Annotated in this window: 23 protein-coding genes; 16 read left to right on the top strand and 7 right to left on the bottom strand. The window is 60.1% G+C overall.

The features are described 5' to 3' along the window. Positions 1 to 189: 189 nt before the first annotated feature. Entirely contained in the window at positions 190 to 672 is a 483-nt protein-coding gene (locus tag ACZ9IL_RS01095; protein WP_042639519.1) for a YajQ family cyclic di-GMP-binding protein, read from the top strand. A gap of 103 nt (positions 673 to 775) precedes the next feature. Here ACZ9IL_RS01095 and ACZ9IL_RS01100 read toward each other — a convergent pair whose 3' ends face one another. From ACZ9IL_RS01100 to ACZ9IL_RS01125, 6 genes are all read right to left on the bottom strand, one after another. Next, positions 776 to 1,582 carry a nucleoside-specific channel-forming Tsx family protein gene (locus tag ACZ9IL_RS01100; RefSeq protein ID WP_476001829.1) on the bottom strand — a complete coding sequence of 269 codons (807 nt, stop codon included), beginning with the start codon at positions 1,580 to 1,582 and terminating at the stop codon, positions 776 to 778. A 157-nt stretch (positions 1,583 to 1,739) separates the two neighbouring features. After that, positions 1,740 to 3,143 carry an AmpG family muropeptide MFS transporter gene (locus ACZ9IL_RS01105; RefSeq protein ID WP_476001830.1) on the bottom strand — a complete coding sequence of 468 codons (1,404 nt, stop codon included), beginning with the start codon at positions 3,141 to 3,143 and terminating at the stop codon, positions 1,740 to 1,742. 85 nt (positions 3,144 to 3,228) lie between these two features. Continuing rightward, positions 3,229 to 3,558 carry a hypothetical protein gene (locus ACZ9IL_RS01110; protein ID WP_476001831.1) on the bottom strand — a complete coding sequence of 110 codons (330 nt, stop codon included), beginning with the start codon at positions 3,556 to 3,558 and terminating at the stop codon, positions 3,229 to 3,231. 113 nt (positions 3,559 to 3,671) lie between these two features. Continuing rightward, positions 3,672 to 4,223 carry a peptidylprolyl isomerase gene (locus ACZ9IL_RS01115; protein ID WP_476001832.1) on the bottom strand — a complete coding sequence of 184 codons (552 nt, stop codon included), beginning with the start codon at positions 4,221 to 4,223 and terminating at the stop codon, positions 3,672 to 3,674. Between the two features lie 14 nt (positions 4,224 to 4,237). Further along, positions 4,238 to 4,810 (bottom strand): YajG family lipoprotein, encoded by a 573-nt coding sequence (locus ACZ9IL_RS01120; protein ID WP_476001833.1) that lies wholly within the window; start codon positions 4,808 to 4,810, stop codon positions 4,238 to 4,240. A 29-nt stretch (positions 4,811 to 4,839) separates the two neighbouring features. After that, positions 4,840 to 5,973, bottom strand: coding sequence for a methyltransferase (locus tag ACZ9IL_RS01125; RefSeq protein WP_476001834.1), 1,134 nt, complete (start codon positions 5,971 to 5,973; stop codon positions 4,840 to 4,842). A gap of 212 nt (positions 5,974 to 6,185) precedes the next feature. On the opposite strand from ACZ9IL_RS01125, the gene ACZ9IL_RS01130 reads away from it, so the two are divergent. The 9 genes from ACZ9IL_RS01130 (at position 6,186) to nqrM (ending at position 14,024) form a co-directional block, all read left to right on the top strand. After that, positions 6,186 to 6,494: a BolA family protein gene (locus ACZ9IL_RS01130; RefSeq protein ID WP_476005287.1), complete on the top strand. Its 309-nt coding sequence runs from the start codon at positions 6,186 to 6,188 to the stop codon at positions 6,492 to 6,494. Positions 6,495 to 6,926: 432 nt separating this feature from the next. Beyond that, positions 6,927 to 8,270: a Na(+)-translocating NADH-quinone reductase subunit A gene (locus ACZ9IL_RS01135; protein WP_476001835.1), complete on the top strand. Its 1,344-nt coding sequence runs from the start codon at positions 6,927 to 6,929 to the stop codon at positions 8,268 to 8,270. 3 nt (positions 8,271 to 8,273) lie between these two features. Further along, complete coding sequence (locus ACZ9IL_RS01140; protein WP_476001836.1) at positions 8,274 to 9,503, top strand: NADH:ubiquinone reductase (Na(+)-transporting) subunit B; 1,230 nt, start codon at positions 8,274 to 8,276, stop codon at positions 9,501 to 9,503. After that, positions 9,493 to 10,281, top strand: coding sequence for a Na(+)-translocating NADH-quinone reductase subunit C (locus tag ACZ9IL_RS01145; RefSeq protein ID WP_476001837.1), 789 nt, complete (start codon positions 9,493 to 9,495; stop codon positions 10,279 to 10,281). Before ACZ9IL_RS01140 ends, ACZ9IL_RS01145 begins: the two co-directional genes overlap by 11 nt. Then, positions 10,274 to 10,906 carry an NADH:ubiquinone reductase (Na(+)-transporting) subunit D gene (locus ACZ9IL_RS01150; protein ID WP_042639539.1) on the top strand — a complete coding sequence of 211 codons (633 nt, stop codon included), beginning with the start codon at positions 10,274 to 10,276 and terminating at the stop codon, positions 10,904 to 10,906. Before ACZ9IL_RS01145 ends, ACZ9IL_RS01150 begins: the two co-directional genes overlap by 8 nt. A 3-nt stretch (positions 10,907 to 10,909) precedes the next feature. After that, positions 10,910 to 11,506, top strand: coding sequence for an NADH:ubiquinone reductase (Na(+)-transporting) subunit E (gene nqrE, locus ACZ9IL_RS01155; RefSeq protein ID WP_042639541.1), 597 nt, complete (start codon positions 10,910 to 10,912; stop codon positions 11,504 to 11,506). A 17-nt stretch (positions 11,507 to 11,523) separates the two neighbouring features. Further along, the gene (gene nqrF, locus ACZ9IL_RS01160) at positions 11,524 to 12,747 is read left to right on the top strand and encodes an NADH:ubiquinone reductase (Na(+)-transporting) subunit F (RefSeq protein ID WP_476001838.1); all 1,224 of its coding nucleotides are present in this window, start codon (positions 11,524 to 11,526) and stop codon (positions 12,745 to 12,747) included. A 3-nt stretch (positions 12,748 to 12,750) separates the two neighbouring features. Beyond that, positions 12,751 to 13,788 (top strand): FAD:protein FMN transferase, encoded by a 1,038-nt coding sequence (locus ACZ9IL_RS01165; protein ID WP_476001839.1) that lies wholly within the window; start codon positions 12,751 to 12,753, stop codon positions 13,786 to 13,788. Positions 13,789 to 13,799: 11 nt separating this feature from the next. Then, positions 13,800 to 14,024: a (Na+)-NQR maturation NqrM gene (gene nqrM, locus ACZ9IL_RS01170; RefSeq protein ID WP_476001840.1), complete on the top strand. Its 225-nt coding sequence runs from the start codon at positions 13,800 to 13,802 to the stop codon at positions 14,022 to 14,024. 80 nt (positions 14,025 to 14,104) lie between these two features. On the opposite strand, the gene ACZ9IL_RS01175 is transcribed toward nqrM, so the two are convergent. Continuing rightward, positions 14,105 to 14,311 (bottom strand): hypothetical protein, encoded by a 207-nt coding sequence (locus ACZ9IL_RS01175; RefSeq protein WP_476001841.1) that lies wholly within the window; start codon positions 14,309 to 14,311, stop codon positions 14,105 to 14,107. A gap of 130 nt (positions 14,312 to 14,441) precedes the next feature. Here ACZ9IL_RS01175 and dinB point away from each other — a divergent pair, with 130 nt between their 5' ends. From dinB to rlmM, 6 genes are all read left to right on the top strand, one after another. Beyond that, positions 14,442 to 15,494 carry a DNA polymerase IV gene (dinB, locus tag ACZ9IL_RS01180; RefSeq protein WP_476001842.1) on the top strand — a complete coding sequence of 351 codons (1,053 nt, stop codon included), beginning with the start codon at positions 14,442 to 14,444 and terminating at the stop codon, positions 15,492 to 15,494. Between the two features lie 67 nt (positions 15,495 to 15,561). Beyond that, a complete protein-coding gene (locus ACZ9IL_RS01185; RefSeq protein ID WP_476001843.1) occupies positions 15,562 to 17,703 on the top strand; it encodes a methyl-accepting chemotaxis protein in 2,142 nt (713 codons plus the stop codon). 283 nt (positions 17,704 to 17,986) lie between these two features. Next, positions 17,987 to 18,907 carry a transcriptional regulator GcvA gene (locus tag ACZ9IL_RS01190; RefSeq protein ID WP_042639555.1) on the top strand — a complete coding sequence of 307 codons (921 nt, stop codon included), beginning with the start codon at positions 17,987 to 17,989 and terminating at the stop codon, positions 18,905 to 18,907. 11 nt (positions 18,908 to 18,918) lie between these two features. After that, positions 18,919 to 19,539 carry an alpha/beta family hydrolase gene (locus ACZ9IL_RS01195; RefSeq protein WP_476001844.1) on the top strand — a complete coding sequence of 207 codons (621 nt, stop codon included), beginning with the start codon at positions 18,919 to 18,921 and terminating at the stop codon, positions 19,537 to 19,539. Positions 19,540 to 19,570: 31 nt separating this feature from the next. Further along, positions 19,571 to 19,969 (top strand): DUF423 domain-containing protein, encoded by a 399-nt coding sequence (locus ACZ9IL_RS01200; RefSeq protein ID WP_476001845.1) that lies wholly within the window; start codon positions 19,571 to 19,573, stop codon positions 19,967 to 19,969. Beyond that, entirely contained in the window at positions 19,962 to 21,056 is a 1,095-nt protein-coding gene (gene rlmM, locus ACZ9IL_RS01205; RefSeq protein ID WP_476001846.1) for a 23S rRNA (cytidine(2498)-2'-O)-methyltransferase RlmM, read from the top strand. Before ACZ9IL_RS01200 ends, rlmM begins: the two co-directional genes overlap by 8 nt. Positions 21,057 to 21,096 lie beyond the last annotated feature (40 nt).

The following is a 21,096-nucleotide window of genomic DNA, read 5'->3' on the forward strand; positions in this document are numbered from 1 at the left end:
TCGCAATCCAATCAACCGGCTACCTGGGATAAGTGAGATGTCGCTTGGCGGACACTATCGGGTCTCGCCATTCCTGTGCGCAGGGGATTCTAGCAGAGCAACCCCATCGAAATCAGCAAATTTGCCTGTTTTCTGGTAGATTTGCCCACCTATAAGCACAACCTAAAGTACAGCATGAGGAGCCCGGTTATGCCGTCATTCGATATTGTCTCTGAAGTCAAAATGAACGAGGTGTTGAACGCCGTCGATAACGCCAATCGTGAACTGGCGACCCGTTTCGATTTTCGTGGTGTCGAAGCCAGCTTCGAGATGAGCAAGGAAGAGGTCAAGCTGGAGGCCGACGCCGATTTCCAGCTCAAGCAGATGGTCGAGATCCTGCGCGGGGCCCTGCTCAAGCGCAACATCGAGAACAGCTCCATGGAAGTGGGGGACAGCGTCCACTCCGGCAAGCGCTTCCATCTGAACGTCAAGTTCAAGCAGGGGATCGAGAAAGAGATCGCCAAGAAGCTGGTGAAGCTTATCAAGGATTCCAAGATCAAGGTGCAGGTTGCCATCCAGGGCGACGAAGTGCGCGTCACCGGCAAGAAGCGTGACGATCTGCAGGAGGCCATGGCGCTGGTGCGCGGGGCCGAGCTGGGTCAGCCGATGCAGTTCCAGAATTTCCGCGATTGATGACAAGCGGGGGGAGGGCTTGCTCCCTCCCGTTTGCTACAGGCGAGCCATAAAAAAACCGGAGCAGCTGCTCCGGTTTTTTGTCTCTGCGCTACCCGTTCGATTAGAACTTGTAGGTAACGGAGAAGTAGTGGCCGAAACCGGTGGTCTTCAGACCGAAGGAACCGTTCTGGATGCCATAGATGTCGTTGAAGTACTTCAGACCGTAACCGACGGCGTAGCGGTCGGAGTGCCAGTACAGGCCGTTGAACATGGCGGTACCGTCGGTGGAAGTGTCCTTGGCATCAAACAGGTGATCCAGGTAACCCTGATAAGCGATGAAGCTGCCGTTGGAGAAGGTGTAGAAAGGCTTGAACCAGTTCATGGAGAACTGATAGCCGTTCCAGCCTTGCTCGCCGCCGCCTTCGTTGACGTGACGGGCATACAGGTTCATGCCAACTTTACCAAACCAAGGCACCTGTACGTCTGCACCCAGACCAGTCATGGCTTCAAACAGACCATCCGGACCACCGACGTTGATCAGGTTGGCGATGTACAGCTCTTGTACCGGACCGAAGGAGAGGTCTTTGCCAGTCATGCCATCGATGGAGATGCGCGGGGCAAATTTGATGAACAGGTTGTCCTGGTTGTGCTTGTCGTCGCTGGGGTTCTGGAAGATGTCGAAGACGTCGACGTAACCGTACAGATCGAAGATACCAGAGCGGCCACCAAACTCCATTTCGAAGTAGGTATCGTTGTAACCACCTTCAGACTCGCTGTAGGGCATCTGATCGATGGTGTGCATGACGTTGAACTGGAACCACTTGTAGTCGTTCTTATGGATGTCACCGCTGTAGTCGGCAGCGAAGGCCGGAGTAGCGGCGGCAGCCAGCAGACCGGCAGCGATCAGAGTCTTGGTAAATTTGGCCATTTTATTGGTCTCTTGTGTGTTTAGTTGAGGTTTTCCGTAGCCTGCCCACAAGGAGCGGGAGGGATTCTAGCCAATTAATTTCAACGGATAAACAAGAGCCAGGGAACTTTCTCAGGATCTGTGAGTCCAATCACCCCCTAAATGGCGCAAACGCTTGCTATTTGTTCGCTTGTGGTAACAAATGCTTGTGCCGTTTGGCAACCATGATGATCAGCACCATCACCGGAATGCCGAGCAGGCTGGTGCCGATGAAGAAGCTGCTGTAGCCAAACTGCTCGACGAAGTGACCGGAAAAACCCGCAAGCAATTTGGGCAGCAGCAGCATGATGGAGCTGAACAGCGCGTACTGGGTGGCCGAGAAGGCGACGTTGGTCAGGCTCGACAAATAGGTCACGAAGGCCGCCGTGGCGATCCCCGCACTGAGGTTGTCCAGCGAGATGATCAGGGTCAGCAGTTCCAGATCGTGGCCAACCTGGTTGAGCAGGGCAAACAGCAAGTTGGTGCTGGCGGTGAGCACGGCGCCGAGAAACAGGATGCGCAAGGTGCCGAAGCGCATCACCAGCACCCCTCCTAGCGCCGCCCCCACCAGCGTCATGATGACGCCATACACCTTGGTGATGGTGGCCACTTCCGTCTTGCTGAACTGCAGGTCTACGTAGAAGCTGTTGGACATCACCCCCATCACCACATCCGAGATGCGATAACAGGCGATGAGCCCGAGGATCAGCAGGGCAGAGCCGCCATGGCGACGGAAGAAATCAGCAAAGGGGCACCAGATCGCCTCATAGACCCAGGCTCCCAGCCCGGCTAGCGGCGTTGGCCAGCCCTGGCCGAGCAGCAGCGTCTTGCGCTCCGCCTGTTGCTCGTTTTGCCGGGCCACGTCGATCTCCGGCTCGTGGCAGCACAGCGTCGTGATGACGCCGAGGGACATCAGCCCCGCCATCAGCAGGTAGGTGAGCCGCCAGCCGCGATAGTCATAACCGCTGTTGCTGCCGAGCCAGGCCGCCAGCGCCAGTGCACCGGCACCCGCCATGATCATCGCCAACCGGTAGCCGGTCATGTAGGAGGCCGCCATGGCCGCCTGCAGCCGCTCCGGCGCCGACTCGATGCGATAGGCGTCGATGACGATGTCCTGGGTCGCCGAAGCGAAGGCCACCAACAGGGCAAACAGGGCGAGCTGGGCGAGCTGGGTCTTGGGATCGCAGTAGGCCATGCCCACCAGCGAGAGGGCGACCAGCAATTGGGAGAGCAGCATCCAGCTGCGGCGACGCCCCAGCAGGCGGGAGAGCAGCGGCAGCGGCAGCCGATCGACCAGCGGCGACCACACCCATTTAAAGCCGTAGGCCAGCGCCACCCAGCTCATGTAGCCGATGTCGGTCAGGCTGACATCGGCCTCGCGCAGCCAGAACGAGAGGGTGCCGAACACCAGCAGCAGCGGCAGGCCGGAGGAGAAGCCCATGGCAAACAGAGTGAGTACCCGCGCCTCCAGATAGACGGCAAGGGCGGCTCGCCAGCTGGTGGTGCGGCCTGAGCGACGGCTGGGCGGGCGGAGAGTGTTCAAATGCCTGACTCCTCTGGGAAAAGTGGGTCATTTTGTCAGGTTCGCGGGGGATAGCCAAGGCGAGCCGAGCACGGCCATCAGGATTTCAGGGGCGTGAGCCGATGCAGTGACGCGGGCAGGGGCCCTCTGCCGTGAGGAAGTTGGCACAGGCCATCAGCTGCAAGCGCAGCCAGGCATCGGTGATGATCTGTTGCTCGTCCCACTGATGCAGGCTGTGCAGCAGGTGCCAGAAGACGGCCTCCTGTTCGCTGGCCGGCTGTTTGTCCGTGGGGATATGGGGCAGGGACTGCCAGTCAGAGAGCAATTGCCAGCTCAAGTCTGCCAGCCGTTGGTAGGGGAGTTCCCGCGCCAGAAAATGGCGAACCGCCCGGGCCAGCGGGATAGCGTGGCGGGCTATGTAGTCTTGACAGATCACCTGACCTCCCTCTCCTCATCTGGGCTCTGCCCCGGATAAGGGGCAGGCCAGAGTATAGAAAGGCAGAGCAGGTGACCCGGTCAATGCGTGGGCGGAATGTGATCCGGTCCGCGTTATTTATCTGCCAGCAGCACCACTTTCTTCAGGATGATGGGGCTGGTGGGCACGTCGTTGGCACGCAGGATCGAGCTGTAGCCCGTCTGCACCTGCGCCAGCTTGTCCAGCACCTCCATGCCCTGCACCACCTGTCCGAATACGGTGTAACCTGCACCGGCATTGGCATTGAGATTGTCGTTATCCACCAGGTTGAAGTAGAACTGGCGGGTGGCGCTGTCTACCGCCTGGGTGCGCGCCATGGCGATGCTGCCCCGCTTGTTGGGCAGGCCGCCCTTGGACTCGTTCACCACGGGTTCGAAGGTCGGCAGCGGCTGGAACTGCTGATTGTAACCGCCCCCTTGCACCACGAAGTTCTGGATCACGCGGTGGAACAGGCTGCCGTCATAGCTGCCGTCCGCCACGTAACGCAGGAAGTTCTTCACCGTCTGCGGCGCCTGTTTGGGCGCCAGCTCGATCACGATGTTGCCGTGATTGGTCTCCATCCGGACCTTGGGGCCGGCGAACGCCAGCGGGGCGATCAGCATGGCCAGTAACCAGAGTGTCTTCATCTGTCTATCCTCGCTCAGCTCGGCTGGCCCTTGAGATAACCGCGCAGTGCCTCGTCAGCCATGATCTGCTGCAACAGGCTGCCAAGCTGCTGGTTCAGGGTGGATTCCAGCTCGGCCATGCTCGGCTCACCCGGCTCCTCCTTGCTGGACGACATGTTGAACTGCTTGGTCAGTTTGTTGCCCTGGAAGTCGGCGATCACCTGCAGGCTGACCTTGGACTTGGTGACGTAGGTGAAGGTCTTCTCCTCCACGGTGACCGCGGCGGTGGAGATGGCCAGGGTCAGGTTGGTGGTACCGCTGTTGCCCACTTCCAGCCCCTGGCTGCGCAGGCCTTCCGCCAGCTTCTCGGCCAGCAGGTTGTTGAGCGGCTGTTCGCTGTTGACCAGCACGGCGGCCTTCTCTTTCTTCTTGATGGAGAAGACATAGGCGGCTTCACGCTTGTCCACCCCTTCCATGGTGATCCTGTTGCCGGAGTAATACTGCTGGTTGGAGGGGATGACCTGCGGATTGAGCATGGCGGTCTCCGGCCAGTGAGTGGCACAACCACCCAGCATCAGGGCGGCCAGCAGCAAGAGTGACTTTTTCATCATGGGTTTCCTTTAGCGTTTGATGGCTTTTATCGTTTGATGGCTTTCAAAATAACGAATTTGCTGTTCGACGCAACGACTTGTGCGTTGGCAAACAAGCGCTTGAGTTTGTTGTGATAGTCCAGATGACGGTTGCCTACTATCCAGAGTTCCCCCCCCTGAGGCAACACCCGGTGTGCGTCGGTGAACATCTGCCAGGCGATGTGATCGGTGATCGCCTGCAACTGATGGAAGGGCGGATTGCAGAGGATCCGATCCGCCGCACCCACCGGCATCTCGTCGAGACAGTTGTTGACCAGGAAGTGGGCGCGGGGCAGGGCGTCCGGCAGATTGTGCTCGACGTTCAGCCGCGCCGAGGCGACCGCCATATAGGACTCATCGATGAAGGTCACCTCCACCTCGCTGTCCCGTGCCAGCAGGGCCAGCCCCAGCACGCCGTTGCCACAGCCCAGATCGATCACTCGCCGCGCGCTGTGGATTGGCAAGTTGTCCAGCATGAAGCGGGCGCCAATATCCAGGCTGGTGCGCGAAAATACGTTGGCGTGGTTGTGGATGAGCATGTCGGTGCCCTCCAGCGGCCAGACGGTCGGGAAGGGGCTGGCCAGTGGGGGGCGCTCGGCTGAGGGCGTGCAGTGAATGAGCCGCGCCTTCTTCCAGGCAAGCGACGTGCGGGTCTCGCCCAGATACTTCTCAAACAGCTTGAGGGTGGAGCTATGGATGTCCTTTGCCTTGCCGGCGGCCAGGATGCGAGTCGCCGGTGTCACCACCTGACGCAGGGCCAGCAGCTGTTGCTCCAGCAACGCCTGGTATTTGGAGACCTTGATCACCACCAGTGCGGGGGCCGATGGCAAGGGGGCCAGCGCATCCTGCAACCGGACTTGTCCGGGATCCAGCTCGTTTTCGACCAGGTTGGCCAGGGTTGCCCGCTCGCTGATATAGGAGTCGGTCACACTGACGGGGGCATGGCTGTGCAGGTAGGCTGCCAGGGCGCCGAAGGCGTCATTCATGATGATGACGGGGCCGCCCTGTTCGAGCGGCGCTTCGGCCAGCTGATTGATCAGATACTCGTCTGCCGCATCCCAGGCCTGCAGGGGATCCTGGCTCTGCCGCGGGTAACGATAGAGGGTCAGACGACAATGGGCCGTGTCGAGCAGGGTTTGCATATAGAGAGAGTCCAAGCTGTGTTGCAAAGAGATGTGCCCGCCGACGCGTGCCTGGCGGACAACTAAAGTGGCGCTATTCTAGCGGCGGCAAAGAATTTCACCAGCCCGGTGCAGCCCCCGATCAGCGCCCTATTCCCCAAGAGCCGATGTATCCGGCACGCAACCCTGGCTACAATGGCCATACATCCATCGAGGGAGTCTTTACCGTGAGCATGCAACAACAGATCGAGGCCAAGCTGGCCGCCGCCTTGTCCCCCAGCCATCTGGAGGTGATCAACGAGAGCTATATGCACAGGGTGGCGCCGGGCTCCGAGAGTCACTTCAAGGTGGTCGTGGTGAGCCAGGCGTTCGAGGGACAACGCCTCCTCGGGCGTCATCGTCAGGTCAACGGGGTGCTGGCCGAGGAGCTGGCAGGTGTTATCCATGCATTGGCATTGCATACCTATACCGAAGCTGAGTGGCAATCGCGGGAACAGGCTCCCCAGACGCCGAGCTGTGTCAGCAAATCACCCTTCGCCTGACTTTATTTACCTCCCAATTACTTAATCCTCGACCAGTTAACAAATTACCTACATTTTCAGTTTTCAGATGGCTGGAGGCTGGAAAGAACGGGTCTGGATGAGGATTATTTTTTCTAATCAATAGCTTCTCTTCATCAAACTACCACCATTGGGGTAATCAAGTAAAAAATCCTTTAAAACCACGGGTTACAACGACGGGTCAAAAATATTCATTAGAGGTTAATTTTGTGATAGCGCAGGGGTTTTCCCTATTTTGCGTGGCGGGTAACTTGTCTAAGGTGGTAAACTCAGTCGCTTTTGAATGAACCTGTATGTTGCTGATTTGTTTGTTTTCTCGACAATTTTTTGCGATGTCGACGGGCTCATTCAACAACTCGTCGGGATCTGTTCCCGGCGCCAACCTGTCTTCCCTTAACGGTAGTGCAAGTGAGTATGATTACAATTAAAAGAGGACTGGACATCCCCGTGCTGGGTGCTCCGGAGCAAGTAATCTACGATGGCCCGGCCATCACCCGTGTTGCTACACTCGGCGAAGAGTTCGTGGGGATGCGTCCTACTATGTTCGTCAAAGTAGGTGATCGCGTCATTAAAGGTCAGGAGCTCTTCGAAGATAAGAAGAATCCCGGCGTTAAATTCACGGCTCCTGCCACCGGTGTAGTTTCTGAGATCAACCGTGGTGCCAAGCGTGTTCTGCAATCTGTCGTCATCGATCTCGATGGCTCCGACGAGCAGGTGACCTTTGAACACTTTGCGTCTGCCGAGCTCGCACAGCTCGAGCGCAGCAAGGTGCAGGATATCCTGGTCGCGTCAGGTCAGTGGACCGCTCTGCGTACCCGTCCATTCAGCAAGGTGCCGGCTGTGGGCTCTGCCCCGCGCGCCATCTTCGTCACCGCAATGGACACCAACCCGCTCGCCGCCAATGCCGAACTCATCATCAAGGAGCAGGCCCAGGCCTTCCTCGATGGTCTGGCCGTGCTGACTCGCCTGACCGATGGCGCCGTCCATGTCTGCAAGGGTGAAGCCAGCCTGCCGCACGCCTCCCTGGCCCAGGTCAAGGAAGCCGTGTTTGTCGGCCCGCACCCTGCCGGCCTGCCCGGTACCCACATCCACTTCCTGGATCCGGTGGGTGCCAAGAAGGTACAGTGGCACATCAACTATCAGGATGTGATCGCCTACGGCAAGCTGTTCACCACTGGCCAGATCTGTACCGACAAGGTGATCTCCCTGGCCGGTCCGAACGTGGTCAAACCCCGCCTGCTGCGCACTCGCATGGGCGCCTGCATCAGCCAGCTGACCAACAACGAGCTGCGTGCGGATGAAAACCGTGTCATCTCCGGTTCCATTCTGAGCGGTGCCAAGGCCGAGGGTGTCCATGACTACCTGGGTCGTTACCACAATCAGGTGAGCGTACTGGGCGAAGGGCGTGAGAAAGAGTTCCTGGGCTGGATCAATCCGAGCGCGGACAAATTCTCCATCACCCGCACCACCCTCTCTCATTTGATGAAGGGCAAACTCATCAACTTCACTACCACCACCAACGGTAGTGATCGCTCCATGGTGCCTATCGGCAACTATGAGCGCGTGATGCCGCTCGACATCCTGCCGACCCTGCTGCTGCGGGATCTGGTCTCCGGCGATACCGACAATGCGCAAGCACTCGGCTGCCTGGAGCTGGATGAGGAAGATTTGGCGCTCTGTACCTTCGTCTGCCCCGGCAAGACCGAGTACGGCCCTGTCTTGCGAGAGTGCCTGACCAAGATAGAACTGGAAGGTTAAGCGATGAGTTTCAAGCAACTTCTTGAAAATATGGAACATCACTTCGAACCGGGTGGAAAGTACGCCAAGTACTACGCCCTGTTCGAGGCGGCGTACACCCTGTTTTATACCCCCGGGTCCGTGACCCGCAATGCTGCCCACGTCCGTGATGCGATCGATCTGAAACGCATGATGATCATGGTGTGGCTGGCCGTGTTCCCGGCCATGTTCTGGGGCATGTACAACGTCGGCAATCAGTCCATCGCCGCCATTGCCCATCTGGGCTCTGCGGCCGGTGCCGATACCTGGCAATACACCCTGGCGACCCTGCTCGGTGCCTCGCTGGATCCGGCGGTGGCCGGTATCGGCAGCAAGATGCTGATCGGGGCGACCCACTTCTTCCCGATCTACCTGACCGTGTTCCTGGTCGGCGGTTTCTGGGAAGTGCTGTTTGCCATGGTGCGCAAGCACGAGATCAACGAAGGCTTCTTCGTGACCTCCATCCTGTTCGCGCTGATCGTGCCGCCCGAGCTGCCCCTGTGGCAAGCCGCGCTCGGCATTACCTTCGGTGTGGTGCTGGCCAAGGAAGTGTTCGGCGGTACCGGCAAGAACTTCCTGAACCCGGCCCTGGCGGGTCGTGCGTTCCTGTTCTTCGCCTACCCCGGCCAGATCTCCGGCGACAGCGTTTGGGTGGCCGTCGATGGCTTCTCCGGCGCGACTGCGCTGAGCCAGTGGGCCCAGGGCGGCCAGATGGCACTGATCAACGGTGCCACCGGCGAAGCCATCAGCTGGATGGATGCCTTCCTCGGCAACCTGCCAGGTTCCATCGGTGAAGTCTCCACCCTGATGATCCTGCTCGGTGCGGCCATGATCGTCTACATGCGGATCGCCTCCTGGCGCATCATCGCCGGTGTGATGATCGGCATGGTGGCAACCTCCCTGCTGTTCAACGTCATCGGTTCCGATACCAACCCCATGTTCAGCATGCCGTGGCACTGGCATCTGGTACTGGGCGGCTTTGCCTTTGGTATGGCGTTCATGGCGACCGATCCGGTCTCCGCCGCCTTCACCAATAAAGGCAAGTGGTGGTACGGCGCCCTCATCGGCGTCATGGTGGTGCTGATCCGGGTCGTGAACCCCGCCTTCCCTGAAGGCATGATGCTGGCCATTCTGTTTGCCAACCTGTTTGCCCCCTTGTTTGACCATTTCGTGGCGCAGGCGAACATCAAGCGGAGGATCGCACGTGGCGTTTAATAAAGACTCTACTTTCGGCACCATCGCCGTCGTGACCGGTCTGTGTCTGGTGTGCTCCATCGTGGTCTCCGTGGCCGCCGTGGGCCTGCGCCCGATACAGCAGGAAAACAAGGCGCTGGACAAGCAAAGCAACATCCTGGCCGTGGCCGGTGTCGATGTCACCACCGTGGCCAAGCGTGACCTGGCCAAGCTGTATGGCGACAAGATCGAGGCGCGCCTGGTCGATTTGACCACAGGTGAGTTCGTCGATGGCGATGCCGACAACTTCGACGCCGCCAAGGCGGCAAAAGATCCGGCCCAGAACATTCGTCTGGCGCCGGCCGACGACAAGGCCGGTGTGCGCCAGATCTCCAGGCTGATCCCGGTGTTCTTCGCCAAAGATGCCGAGGGCAAGGTCGACAACATCATACTGCCGGTCTACGGCCGCGGTCTGTGGTCTACCATGTATGCCTTCGTCGCGGTGGCGGCCGATGGCCAGACCGTCAAGGGCATCACCTACTATGACCACGGTGAGACCCCGGGTCTGGGTGATGGCATCGAGCGTCCCGAGTGGCGCGAGATCTGGGTCGGCAAGAAGCTGTTTGATCAGGATGGCAAGCCTGCGATCAAGGTGATCAAGGGCCACGCTCCGGCGGGCTCCGAGCATGAGATCGACGGCCTGTCCGGCGCAACCCTGACCGGTAACGGCGTGCAGCACACCTTCGAATTCTGGATGGGTCCCAAGGGCTTCGGTCCCTTCCTGGCCAAGATTCGTGCAGGAGAACTCAACAATGGCTGACAAGAGCGAAATGAAAAAGCTGCTGTTGACGCCAGTGATCGGCAACAACCCCATCGCCTTGCAGGTGCTGGGTGTCTGTTCCGCGCTGGCCGTTACCAGCCAGATGAAAACGGCGTTCGTGATGGCGCTGGCGGTGACGGCGGTGACTGCCTTCTCCAACCTGTTCATCTCTCTGATCCGCAACCAGATCCCGAACAGCGTGCGGATCATCGCCCAGATGGCGGTGATTGCCTCGCTGGTTATCGTGGTTGACCAGGTGCTCAAGGCCTATGCCTATGACATCTCCAAGCAACTGTCGGTATTCGTGGGTCTCATCATCACCAACTGTATCGTGATGGGGCGTGCCGAAGCCTATGCCATGAAGAGTGCTCCGCTGCCCTCCTTCCTGGATGGCATCGGTAACGGTCTGGGCTATGGCGCCGTGCTGCTGGCCGTGGCGACCGTGCGTGAACTGCTGGGCTCCGGTACCTGGTTCGGCTTCGAGCTGTTGCCGCTGGTGAACAACGGTGGCTGGTATGTGCCCAACGGCCTGCTGCTGCTGCCGCCGAGTGCGTTCTTCATCATTGGTCTGATCATCTGGGGCGTGCGCACCCATGATCCCAAGCAGGTGGAGGCGAAGGATTAAGGTATGGAACACTATCTGAGTCTGTTGATTCGTTCGATTTTCATCGAAAACCTGGCGCTCTCCTTCTTCCTGGGGATGTGTACCTACCTGGCGGTATCCAAGAAGGTCAAGACCTCCATTGGTCTGGGCATCGCCGTCGTCGTGGTGCAGACGGTCGCCGTCCCTGCCAACAACCTGATCTACAACTACGTCCTCAAAGAGGGCGCCTTGGTAGAAGGGTTGGATCTGAGCTTCCTGAGCTTCATCACCTTCATCGGGGTGATCGCGGCGCTGGTGCAGATCCTGGAGATGGCGCTGGACAAGTATTTCCCTGCGCTCTACAACGCGCTCGGCATCTTCCTGCCGCTCATCACCGTGAACTGCGCCATCTTCGGTGGCGTCTCCTTCATGGTGCAGCGTGACTACAACTTCGTGGAGTCTGTGGTCTATGGGGTGGGATCGGGTGCCGGTTGGATGCTGGCCATCGTGGCGCTCGCAGGTATCCGCGAGAAGATGAAGTACTCCGATGTCCCCGAAGGCCTGCGTGGTCTGGGCATCACCTTCATCACCGCGGGTCTGATGGCGCTGGGCTTCATGTCCTTCTCTGGTATTTCCCTGTAATCGGAAAGGAAATATAGATGGAAATTATTCTGGGTGTGGTCATGTTCACCGTGATCCTGCTGGCCCTGGTAGCAGTCATTCTGTTCGCCAAGTCCAAGCTGGTGACCGCGGGTAACGTGACAATCAGCATCAACGGCGACCCGGCCAAGGCTGTCACCAGCCCGGCGGGTGGCAAGCTGCTCGGCGTGTTGGCCGGCAGCGGTATCTTCGTCTCCTCCGCCTGTGGCGGCGGCGGCTCCTGTGGTCAGTGCAAGGTGCGGGTGAAGGCCGGTGGTGGCGATATCCTGCCGACCGAACTCGATCACATCAGCAAGGGCGAGGCCCGTCACGGCGAGCGTCTGGCCTGCCAGGTGACCGTTCGTGGCGACATGGACATCGAACTGCCGGAAGAGATCTTCGGGGTGAAGAAGTGGGACTGTACCGTCATCTCCAATGACAACAAGGCCACCTTCATCAAGGAGCTCAAGCTGCAGATCCCGGACGGCGAGAGCGTGCCGTTCCGCGCCGGTGGTTATATCCAGATCGAAGCGCCTGCACACCACGTGCACTACAAAAACTTCGATATTCCAGAGGAATATCGCGGGGATTGGGATCGCTTCAAGATCTTCGAGCTGGAATCCAAGGTGGATGAGCCGATCATTCGTGCTTACTCCATGGCCAACTATCCGGAAGAGTTCGGCATCATCATGCTGAACGTGCGGATCGCGACTCCGCCGCCGAGCAACTGGACTGCGCCTCCCGGTCAGATGTCTTCCTACATCTTCAACCTGAAGGCGGGTGACAAGGTGACCATCTCCGGTCCGTTTGGCGAGTTCTTCGCCAAGGACACCGACGCCGAGATGGTGTTCATCGGTGGTGGTGCGGGCATGGCGCCGATGCGTTCCCACATCTTCGATCAGCTGCGCCGGCTGAAGACCAAGCGCAAGATGAGCTTCTGGTACGGTGCCCGTTCCAAGCGCGAGATGTTCTATGTCGAAGACTTCGACATGCTGGCCACCGAGAACGACAACTTCCAGTGGCACGTCGCGCTGTCGGATCCGCAACCGGAAGACAACTGGGACGGTTACACCGGCTTCATCCACAACGTGCTCTACGAGCAATACCTCAAGGATCACGAGGCGCCGGAAGATTGCGAGTTCTACATGTGTGGGCCTCCCGTCATGAACGCTGCCGTCATCAACATGCTGAAAAACCTCGGTGTTGAAGACGAAAATATCCTCCTGGATGACTTTGGTGGTTAATCCATGAACAGTGTGGTAAAGACTTGGCTAGCCTTCGGGCTAGCTTTTTTCATGACAGGCTGTGGTCAGGAGGCGGCTAAAGCCAAACCCGAGACGCACATCACCGGCAGCACCATGGGGACCTACTACTCCATCAAGGTAGCGGACGGTGTCGCCCCGGATGCGGCCAAGCTGCAGGCGGAGATCGATGTGCTGCTGGAGCGGGTCAACGATCAGATGTCGACCTACAGACCCGACTCCGAGCTGTCGCGCTTCAACCAGCACAAGGGCTCGACCCCGGTGGTGGTCTCCCGCGATACCGCGCGGGTGGTGACCGAGGCCATTCACATCGGCCGCGAGAGTCGCGGTGCGCTGGATGTGACCGTGGGCCCGCTGGTCAATCTGTGGGGCTTCGGGCCGGATGCCAGGCCGACCAAGGTGCCGTCCGATGAGCTGATAAACCAAACCCGTCAGAAGACCGGGCTCGGCAACCTGCACGTCCAGACCTCAGTGGACGCGGATACCCTGCAAAAAGACATCCCGGATCTTTACGTGGATCTCTCCGCCATCGCCAAGGGCTTTGGGGTGGACAAGGTGGCCGAATACCTGGAAGCCCTGGGCTCGCGCAACTATCTGGTGGAGATCGGCGGTGAGCTGCGTCTCAGTGGCGTCAACGGCAAGGGCCACCCCTGGCGGGTCGCCATCGAGAAGCCGACCGCCAATGCCGGCTCGGTGCAGGAGGTGATCCTGCCGGGGACCAATGGCGTGGCCACCTCGGGCGAGTATCGCAACTACTACGAGATGGATGGCAAGCGCTTCTCCCACACCATGGATCCGGTGACGGGCAAGCCGATCCAGCATCGCCTGGTGTCGGTGACAGTGATCCATCCCTCCTGCATGACCGCAGACGGTCTGGCGACCGTGTTCATGGTTATGGGGCCCGAGAAGAGCCTGGCCTACGCCAAGGAGCGGGGCATCGCCATCTTCACCATCACCAAGACGGATGAGGGTTTCGAGGAAGCCTACTCGGATGCCTTCAAACCCTATTTAGTGAAAAAGTAAGGGGTAATGACATGCAGATTTTTCTGATCACCTTCGGGGTATTTCTGACGGTGGTGGTGGCCATGGCCATCGGCTATATCTTCCAGAAGAGGACCATTTCCGGCTCCTGTGGGGGCCTCGGCACCATAGGGATCGAGAAGGAGTGTGATTGCCCCGAGCCTTGCGACAACCGCAAGAAGAAGATGGCCAAGGAAGAGGCCCGTCGCAAGATGCTGACCGAGAACCGGATCATCTGACCCTGCGCTGGTCACGGATGCCTGATGCAAGCGAGCCGACCCATGTGTTGAATCAAGGGTCGGCTCGCTTTTTTATGGGCTCAGTAGTCGTATTGCTGGCAGGACTTCTTGCGAAATTCGAGCTTCCAGCGCGCCAGCTCCTCCTTGGTACCCAGCTCGTCCCCTTTCCTGATGGCTTTCTCCAGCACCTCGATGCGTTTGAACAGCCAGCTGCATTCGGCGGTCGGGTGATCCTTGGCCATGCCGAGCAGCGGCAGCAGGCAGAGCCCCAGCCAGATTGCCTTCATGCTTCTCCTCCTTGAGTCTCACAGTGATGGTGCCTTAAGAGTCTATCTACAAGCCGCACCCGCCGTGACTGGCAGAAATAGCAGGGCTGGGGTAGCATGGGGCTGGTAACTGTTCATATATACAGTAAATATGCGCAAGATCATTCACATCGACATGGACTGCTTCTTCGCCGCGGTAGAGATGCGGGACAACCCGGCCCTGCGGGAGGTGCCGCTGGCCATCGGTGGCTCCTCCGACCGGCGCGGCGTCATCTCCACTTGCAACTACGTGGCGCGCCGCTTCGGGGTGCGCTCCGCCATGCCGAGCGGCCTGGCCATGAAGCTCTGCCCGCCGCTGGTGCTCATCCCCGGCCGGATGGCGGTCTACAAGGAGGTGTCGCGTCAGCTGCGCGGCATCTTCCTGCGCTACACCGAGCTGGTGGAGCCGCTCTCCCTCGACGAGGCCTACCTCGACGTCACCGACAGCCCCCACTGCGGCGGCAGCGCCACCCTGATGGCGGCCGAGATCCGCGCCGCCATCGAGCGCGAGTTGGGACTGACCGCCTCGGCCGGGGTGGCGCCGAACAAGTTTTTGGCCAAGCTCGCCTCGGAGCAGCGCAAGCCCGACGGCCTGTTCGTGATCCGGCCGCAGGAGGTGGATGAGTTCGTGCGCCAGCTGCCCCTTGGCAAGTTGCCCGGCATCGGTCGCAAGACCGCCGAGCGGCTGGAGTCCCAGGGGCTCTACTCCTGCGAAGATGCGCGGGCGCTCTCTCCGGAGGAGCTCTGTGCTCGCTTCGGCAAGCTGGGAGAGATGTTGACCGGCCGCATTTGGGGACATGACGAGCAGCCGGTCCAGGCCGAGCGCGTACGCAAGACGATCGGGGTGGAGACTACCCTGGCCAGCGATGTGCTGGACGAAGATGCCTGCTGGCGGGTGCTGAGTGAGCTCATCCCGGAGCTGGAGTTGCGCTTCGCCAAGGCGTGCTCCGCCGAGGCGCTGATGGGGCAGGGGATCAAGCTGAAGTTCGCCGATTTTCAGCAGACCACCGTCTATCGCCGGGGCGGCTATCAGGCGGCATTGTTCCACGACCTGCTGCACGAGGGGCTGCAGCGGGCCCAAGGAAAACCCATACGCCTGCTCGGTCTGGTGGTTGGCCTGCCCGGTGCAGGGGAAATCAATCAACTTAGTCTGGATCTCGGCTGATTTAGTTAAGTTTTTGTATCCGAAACCGATACAGATGATCACATCTGTAGACGTTAGGAAATCATGCATGAGTGCTCTTTCTGTTCAGGGACGGATCACCCTGATCGCCGGTTGTTGTCTATTGGCCAGTGCCGGAGCACTGGTCGCCTCTTCCCTTTTCAATGCGGCCCGCATGCAGGAGCAAGTGCACACCTCCACCACCCTGGAGGCGCAGCACGCGGCAGAAAACTGGATGCAGGCCATGGGCGCCACCCAGGCGGCCAGGGTCACCAGCTACCTCGATGAAGCCTATTTCCGGGTCACCCTGCTGGCCGAGGGCATCTTGTTCCAGCGCAAGAATGCGGCCGACAACTTTGTCCACTCCGAGGCGCTGCGCGGCGCCGTAAACCAGCAGCTGCAGGATGCGGCGGAGTCGTCGGACAATCTGCTCGGGGTCTACGGTATCTTCGAGCCCAACCAGCTCGACGGGGAGGACGAAAACTACCAGGGCTCGACGGCACTAGGGGCCAACGACAAGGGGCGCTTCTCCAGCTACTGGGCCAGGGTCGATGGCAAGGTGACGCTGGAGGTCATGGACGAAGCCGCACTGGCCGACGACAAGCCGGCCGCCAACGGCGGCGCCAAGAATGACTGGTACAAGTGCAGCATTCGCACGGGGGCGCTTTGCCTGCTCGAGCCCTATCTCGACGAGATAGGCACCCAGCAGGTGTTGATGACTTCGGTCACGGCCCCCCTGCTGGAGCAGGGCAAGCTGCTCGGCATGGTCGGGGTCGATATCTCGTTGACCAGGTTGCAGACCCTGGTGGTGGAGATGGACAAGGCTCTCTACGAGGGGCAGGGCAAGGTGTTGCTGCTCAGCAGCGAGGGCCGGGTGGCCGGCGTGGAGGGATTCAAGGTCGGGCTCGGCGACCCCCTGGGACAGCAGGAGAAAGGGTTGGCGACGGATCTGAATGGCTGGCTCGGGAAAGGGGAGCTGGTCACCCGCTGGAGCCCTGACGGCGCCTTGCTGCAGACCTTCGTGCCGGTCAGCATGCGCGGCACGGATCGCAAGTGGGGTATCTACATCGAGCTGCCGCGCGCCGTGGTGCTCTCCTCCGCCTTGCAACTGCAAGGGGATCTTGAGGATCAGGCCCAGAGCAGTGTGGTGACGCAGCTGTTGATCGGCGGCGCTATCTCGCTGCTGGGCCTGCTCTGCATCTGGCTGATGGCGCTGCGGACGGTGGCGCCGATCCGCACCATGGTGGCCCGCCTCAAGGATATCGCCAGCGGTGAGGGAGATCTGACCCAGCGCATCATCTTGCAGCGCGATGACGAGATAGGCGAGCTGGCCAAGTGGTTCAACAACTTCCTGGACAAGCTGCAGTCCACCATCAGTCAGGTGATCGATACGGTGGCGGGCACCAGAGCCAGTGCGGTGCAGGCGGCGCACGGAGCCGAGCGCACCAGCGCCGGCATGCAGGCCCAATATCAGGAGGTGGATCTGGTGGCGACCGCGTTCGAGGAGCTCAGCGCCACCGCCCTGCAGGTCGCCGGCAACGCCAACTCGGCGGTGAACGCGGCCAATGAGGCAGACACCGCGGCGCAGGAGGGCAAATCCGTGGTGGCAGACACCCAAGCCGCCATGTCCAGGCTGATGACGGTCATCAGCGATGCCAAGCCGGTGGTGGAGCGCCTCGCCGCCAACAGCGACAACATCAACGACATCCTCGCCGTCATTCAGGGCATTGCCGAACAGACCAACCTGCTGGCGCTCAATGCCGCCATCGAGGCCGCACGGGCCGGCGAGCAGGGTCGCGGCTTCGCGGTGGTGGCGGACGAGGTACGCAACCTGGCCGGTCGTACCCAGAATGCCATCGTCGAGATCCAGACCCTGACCAATCAGCTGCAATCGGGCACCGAGGCGGTGGTCAAGGCGATCATGACGGGCCACAGTCAGGCGGATGTGACGCTCACCAAGGTGGAGCTGTCGGTCAGCGTGCTGGAGCAGATCATCCACGCGGTGGCCACCATCCACCAGATGAACGAACAGATTGCCAGGGCGGCTCAGGAGCAGAGCGGGGTGGCGGACGAGATCAATCGCAACGTCAGCAACATCCGTGATGTGAGCCACACCATCAGGGCCGAGGCGGCCACCTCGGCCGAAAATGGGCGCGAGTTGTCGCAACTGGCGGACAAGCAGCAGCAACTGGTGGGGCAGTTCAGGGTGTAGGGATGAGAAAAAAGGCGCCATCCAACCGGAGGCGCCAAACACATTCAGATGACAGACTGGGTTAAATCGGTCCGATTTAGCCCTTTCTTCCCGCAGAGGAAGAAACACAACACCACAATCTTTGCCGACCCACTCACAAAAATCACATGTAAACCAACATGGAAGAAAAAGTGTGAGCCATATGGCAACGAATTGCGTGGCGAATTATGTTTATTCACTGGTCGACCCGCAACCGACAATTTATAATGCGCACCATTAGAAAAACTCATCGTCGGCCGATCCCATGTCTCGTCGTTTACCCCCGCTCAATGCACTGAAAGCCTTTGAAGCAGCCGCTCGTCACTTAAGCTTTACCCGGGCTGCGGAAGAGCTGTTCGTGACCCAGGCCGCCATCAGTCACCAGATCAAGGCGCTGGAAGAGTATCTCGGCATCAAGTTGTTTCGCCGCAAGAACCGCTCCCTGCTGTTGACCGAGGAGGGGCAGAGCTATTTCCTCGACATCAAGGACATCTTCGCCTCCATCTCGGAGGCGACCGACAAGCTGCTGGCGCGCAGTGCCAAGGGAGCGCTTACCGTCAGCCTGCAGCCGAGCTTTGCCATCCAGTGGCTGGTACCCCGGCTGGTGAGGTTCAGCGAGCGTCATCCGGACATCGATGTGCGGATCAAGGCGGTGGATCTGGACGAGGGGTCGCTCACCGACGACGTGGACGTGGCCATCTATTACGGCCGTGGCAACTGGCCGGGGCTGCGCTCGGACAAGCTGCACACCGAATACCTGATCCCGGTCTGTGCCCCGCTGCTGTTGACCGGCCCCAAGCCGCTGCGCACGCCGGAGGACTTGACCCGTCATACCCTGTTGCACGACACCTCCCGCCGCGACTGGAAGGCCTGGTTTCGCCAGCTCGACATCGATGCGCCCAACGTCAATCAGGGGCCCATCTTCAGCCACTCGACCATGGTGATCCAGGCGGCGATCCACGGCCAGGGCGTGGCGCTTGGTCACAGCGTGCTGGCCCAGCCCGAGATCGAAGCGGGGCGCCTCATCTGTCCGTTCGAACAGGTACTGGTGAGCAAGAACGCCTTCTATCTGGTGTGCCAGGAGCAGCAGTCCGATCAGGGCAAGATAGTGGCCTTCCGCGACTGGATGCTGGAGCTGGTGGAGCAGGAAGAGGCCCGTCGCCGGGCCCGGCTCGCCGATGCATGAGGGAGGACGTCATGGCTGAGGTGATAAGGGAGGGGGCGAGCGACGCCCCCGTTCGCATTCTGTTGACCCACGGCGCCGGAGCGGGCATGGAGCATGCCTTCCTCGCCGAGCTGTCACGGCTGCTGGCGGGGCCGCAGATCGAGGTGGTGCGCTTCAACTTTCCCTACATGAGCAAGCGGGCCCAGGATGGCAAGCGCAGGCCGCCGGACAGGCAGCCGGTCTTGCTCGATCACTGGCGCGAGAAGGCGCGGGAATTTGCCCATCCCAAGCTGTTGCTGGCGGGCAAGTCCATGGGGGGGCGGATGGCTGCCGAGATCTGCGACGAGATGAATGCTGCAGGATTGGTCATTCTCGGGTATCCTTTCCACCCCCCGGCCAAGCCCGATAGCTGGCGGGGCGAGGTGCTCAAGCAAATCAAGACGCCGACCCTGCTGTTGCAAGGGGAGCGCGACACCTTCGGTACGCGCGCCGAACTGGCCGATTTCCCCTTCTCACCCCATGTATCGGTCCACTGGCTGACCGATGGTGATCATGGCTTCAAGCCGCGAAAGGCGAGCGGGGTGACTGAGCAGGAGAACCTGCAACAGGCGGCCGATCGGATACGGGGCTTTATCGCCGAGGCTCTGGCCTGAGGGTCTTTGGCGAGACAACGAGGAGCTAAGGATGCAGATCCATCGCGAGTTTCAGCGGCATTGGTTGGTGCTGGCCGGTTTCTTCGGCCTGACGGCCACCATGCTGGGGGCCTATGGTGCCCACGGCCTGGCGGCGAGCGGCATCACGCCTTCGCTGCTGGCGGCGTTCAATACCGCCGTGCAATATCAGTTTTTTCACGCACTGGCCCTGTTGGTGCTGGGTTGGTGCGGTGTGCGCAGCAAGGTCATCACCTTTGCCGGCACCGCCTTTGTGCTGGGGATCCTCGGATTCTCCGGCAGTATTTACGCCATGGCGCTGCTCGGCAGCAAGGGGCTGGGGCTCATTACCCCGGCCGGTGGCCTCTGTTTTATGTTGGGATGGGCGGCTCTGATATGGGCTGGCTGTCGTCTTGGAGGAAAAAATGAATAATCTGCTGCTTTATTGCCGCCCCGGTTTTGAGAAAGAGGCGGCGGCAGAGATCACCGAGCGTGCCAGTAACATGCAGTGCTACGGCTTCGCCCGGGTCAAGGACGACAGCGGTTATGTGATATTCGAGCTGTATGACGAGGAGCAGGCCGATCTGCTGGCCCGCAAATTGCCGTTCCGCGAGCTCATCTTCATCCGCCAGATGCTGGTGGTGACCCATGAGCTGAAGGATCTGGATCTCTCCGATCGGATTTCACCCATCTTGGAGGCGGCCGCTGGTTATACCATCTGTGGCGATCTGCGGGTGGAGACGGCCGATACCAACGAGGCGAAAGAGCTGTCGGCCTTCTGCCGCAAGTTCACCGTGCCGCTGCGCCAGGCGCTGCGCAGCAACGAATTGCTGACCAAGAAGGAGACGCCGCACCGTCCGGTGTTCCACGCCTTCTTCATGGCCAACGATCACCTGCTGATCGGTTACTCCTACTCGTTCAACAACTCCGAATTCCACATGGGCATCCCGCGTCTGCGCTGCCCGGCGGACGCCCCGAGCCGCTCCAGCCTCAAGCTGGAAGAGGCCTTCTACGTGTTCGTGCCACGGGAAGAGTGGGAGCTGCGCCTGACCTCCGGCATGAAGGCCGTCGATCTCGGCGCCTGCCCGGGTGGCTGGACCTATCAGCTGGTACGTCGCGGCATGATGGTGACTGCGGTGGACAACGGCTCCATGGCACCGTCCCTGATGGAGACCGGTCAGGTCCGTCATATCCGTGATGATGGCTTCGTCTGGCGGCCGAGCAAGAAGAACATCTACTGGCTGGTGTGCGACATGGTGGAGAAGCCGGCGCGGGTGACCCACATGATCGCCGACTGGTTCCGCGAGAACGACTGCCAGGAGGCGATGTTCAACCTCAAGCTGCCGATGAAGAAGCGCTACGCCGAGGCGGTACACAACATCGAGGTGCTGCGCGGTATGCTCAAGGAGATCGACAATGCGTTCGTGATCCAGGCCAAGCAGCTCTATCACGATCGTGAAGAGATCACGGTGCACGTCTACAACAAGTACTGGGTCTCCAAGCTGACGCCAAAGGAGTAACTCTCTTCGAGCGAAGTGAGTAAAACCCACGTCTACAGCA

Source organism: Aeromonas sp. TECH754, from assembly GCF_056279295.1.

What these genes read in the sequence shown, in the direction of transcription:
- ACZ9IL_RS01095 (WP_042639519.1), top strand. Translation starts at nt 190, where the DNA reads ATGCCGTCATTCGATATTGTCTCTGAAGTCAAAATGAACGAGGTGTTG.
- ACZ9IL_RS01100 (WP_476001829.1), bottom strand. Translation starts at nt 1,582, where the DNA reads ATGGCCAAATTTACCAAGACTCTGATCGCTGCCGGTCTGCTGGCTGCC.
- ACZ9IL_RS01115 (WP_476001832.1), bottom strand. Translation starts at nt 4,223, where the DNA reads ATGAAGACACTCTGGTTACTGGCCATGCTGATCGCCCCGCTGGCGTTC.
- ACZ9IL_RS01120 (WP_476001833.1), bottom strand. Translation starts at nt 4,810, where the DNA reads ATGAAAAAGTCACTCTTGCTGCTGGCCGCCCTGATGCTGGGTGGTTGT.
- ACZ9IL_RS01125 (WP_476001834.1), bottom strand. Translation starts at nt 5,973, where the DNA reads ATGCAAACCCTGCTCGACACGGCCCATTGTCGTCTGACCCTCTATCGT.
- ACZ9IL_RS01130 (WP_476005287.1), top strand. Translation starts at nt 6,186, where the DNA reads ATGCAACAACAGATCGAGGCCAAGCTGGCCGCCGCCTTGTCCCCCAGC.
- ACZ9IL_RS01135 (WP_476001835.1), top strand. Translation starts at nt 6,927, where the DNA reads ATGATTACAATTAAAAGAGGACTGGACATCCCCGTGCTGGGTGCTCCG.
- ACZ9IL_RS01140 (WP_476001836.1), top strand. Translation starts at nt 8,274, where the DNA reads ATGAGTTTCAAGCAACTTCTTGAAAATATGGAACATCACTTCGAACCG.
- ACZ9IL_RS01150 (WP_042639539.1), top strand. Translation starts at nt 10,274, where the DNA reads ATGGCTGACAAGAGCGAAATGAAAAAGCTGCTGTTGACGCCAGTGATC.
- nqrE (WP_042639541.1), top strand. Translation starts at nt 10,910, where the DNA reads ATGGAACACTATCTGAGTCTGTTGATTCGTTCGATTTTCATCGAAAAC.
- nqrF (WP_476001838.1), top strand. Translation starts at nt 11,524, where the DNA reads ATGGAAATTATTCTGGGTGTGGTCATGTTCACCGTGATCCTGCTGGCC.
- ACZ9IL_RS01165 (WP_476001839.1), top strand. Translation starts at nt 12,751, where the DNA reads ATGAACAGTGTGGTAAAGACTTGGCTAGCCTTCGGGCTAGCTTTTTTC.
- nqrM (WP_476001840.1), top strand. Translation starts at nt 13,800, where the DNA reads ATGCAGATTTTTCTGATCACCTTCGGGGTATTTCTGACGGTGGTGGTG.
- ACZ9IL_RS01175 (WP_476001841.1), bottom strand. Translation starts at nt 14,311, where the DNA reads ATGAAGGCAATCTGGCTGGGGCTCTGCCTGCTGCCGCTGCTCGGCATG.
- dinB (WP_476001842.1), top strand. Translation starts at nt 14,442, where the DNA reads ATGCGCAAGATCATTCACATCGACATGGACTGCTTCTTCGCCGCGGTA.
- ACZ9IL_RS01185 (WP_476001843.1), top strand. Translation starts at nt 15,562, where the DNA reads ATGAGTGCTCTTTCTGTTCAGGGACGGATCACCCTGATCGCCGGTTGT.
- ACZ9IL_RS01190 (WP_042639555.1), top strand. Translation starts at nt 17,987, where the DNA reads ATGTCTCGTCGTTTACCCCCGCTCAATGCACTGAAAGCCTTTGAAGCA.
- ACZ9IL_RS01195 (WP_476001844.1), top strand. Translation starts at nt 18,919, where the DNA reads ATGGCTGAGGTGATAAGGGAGGGGGCGAGCGACGCCCCCGTTCGCATT.
- ACZ9IL_RS01200 (WP_476001845.1), top strand. Translation starts at nt 19,571, where the DNA reads ATGCAGATCCATCGCGAGTTTCAGCGGCATTGGTTGGTGCTGGCCGGT.
- rlmM (WP_476001846.1), top strand. Translation starts at nt 19,962, where the DNA reads ATGAATAATCTGCTGCTTTATTGCCGCCCCGGTTTTGAGAAAGAGGCG.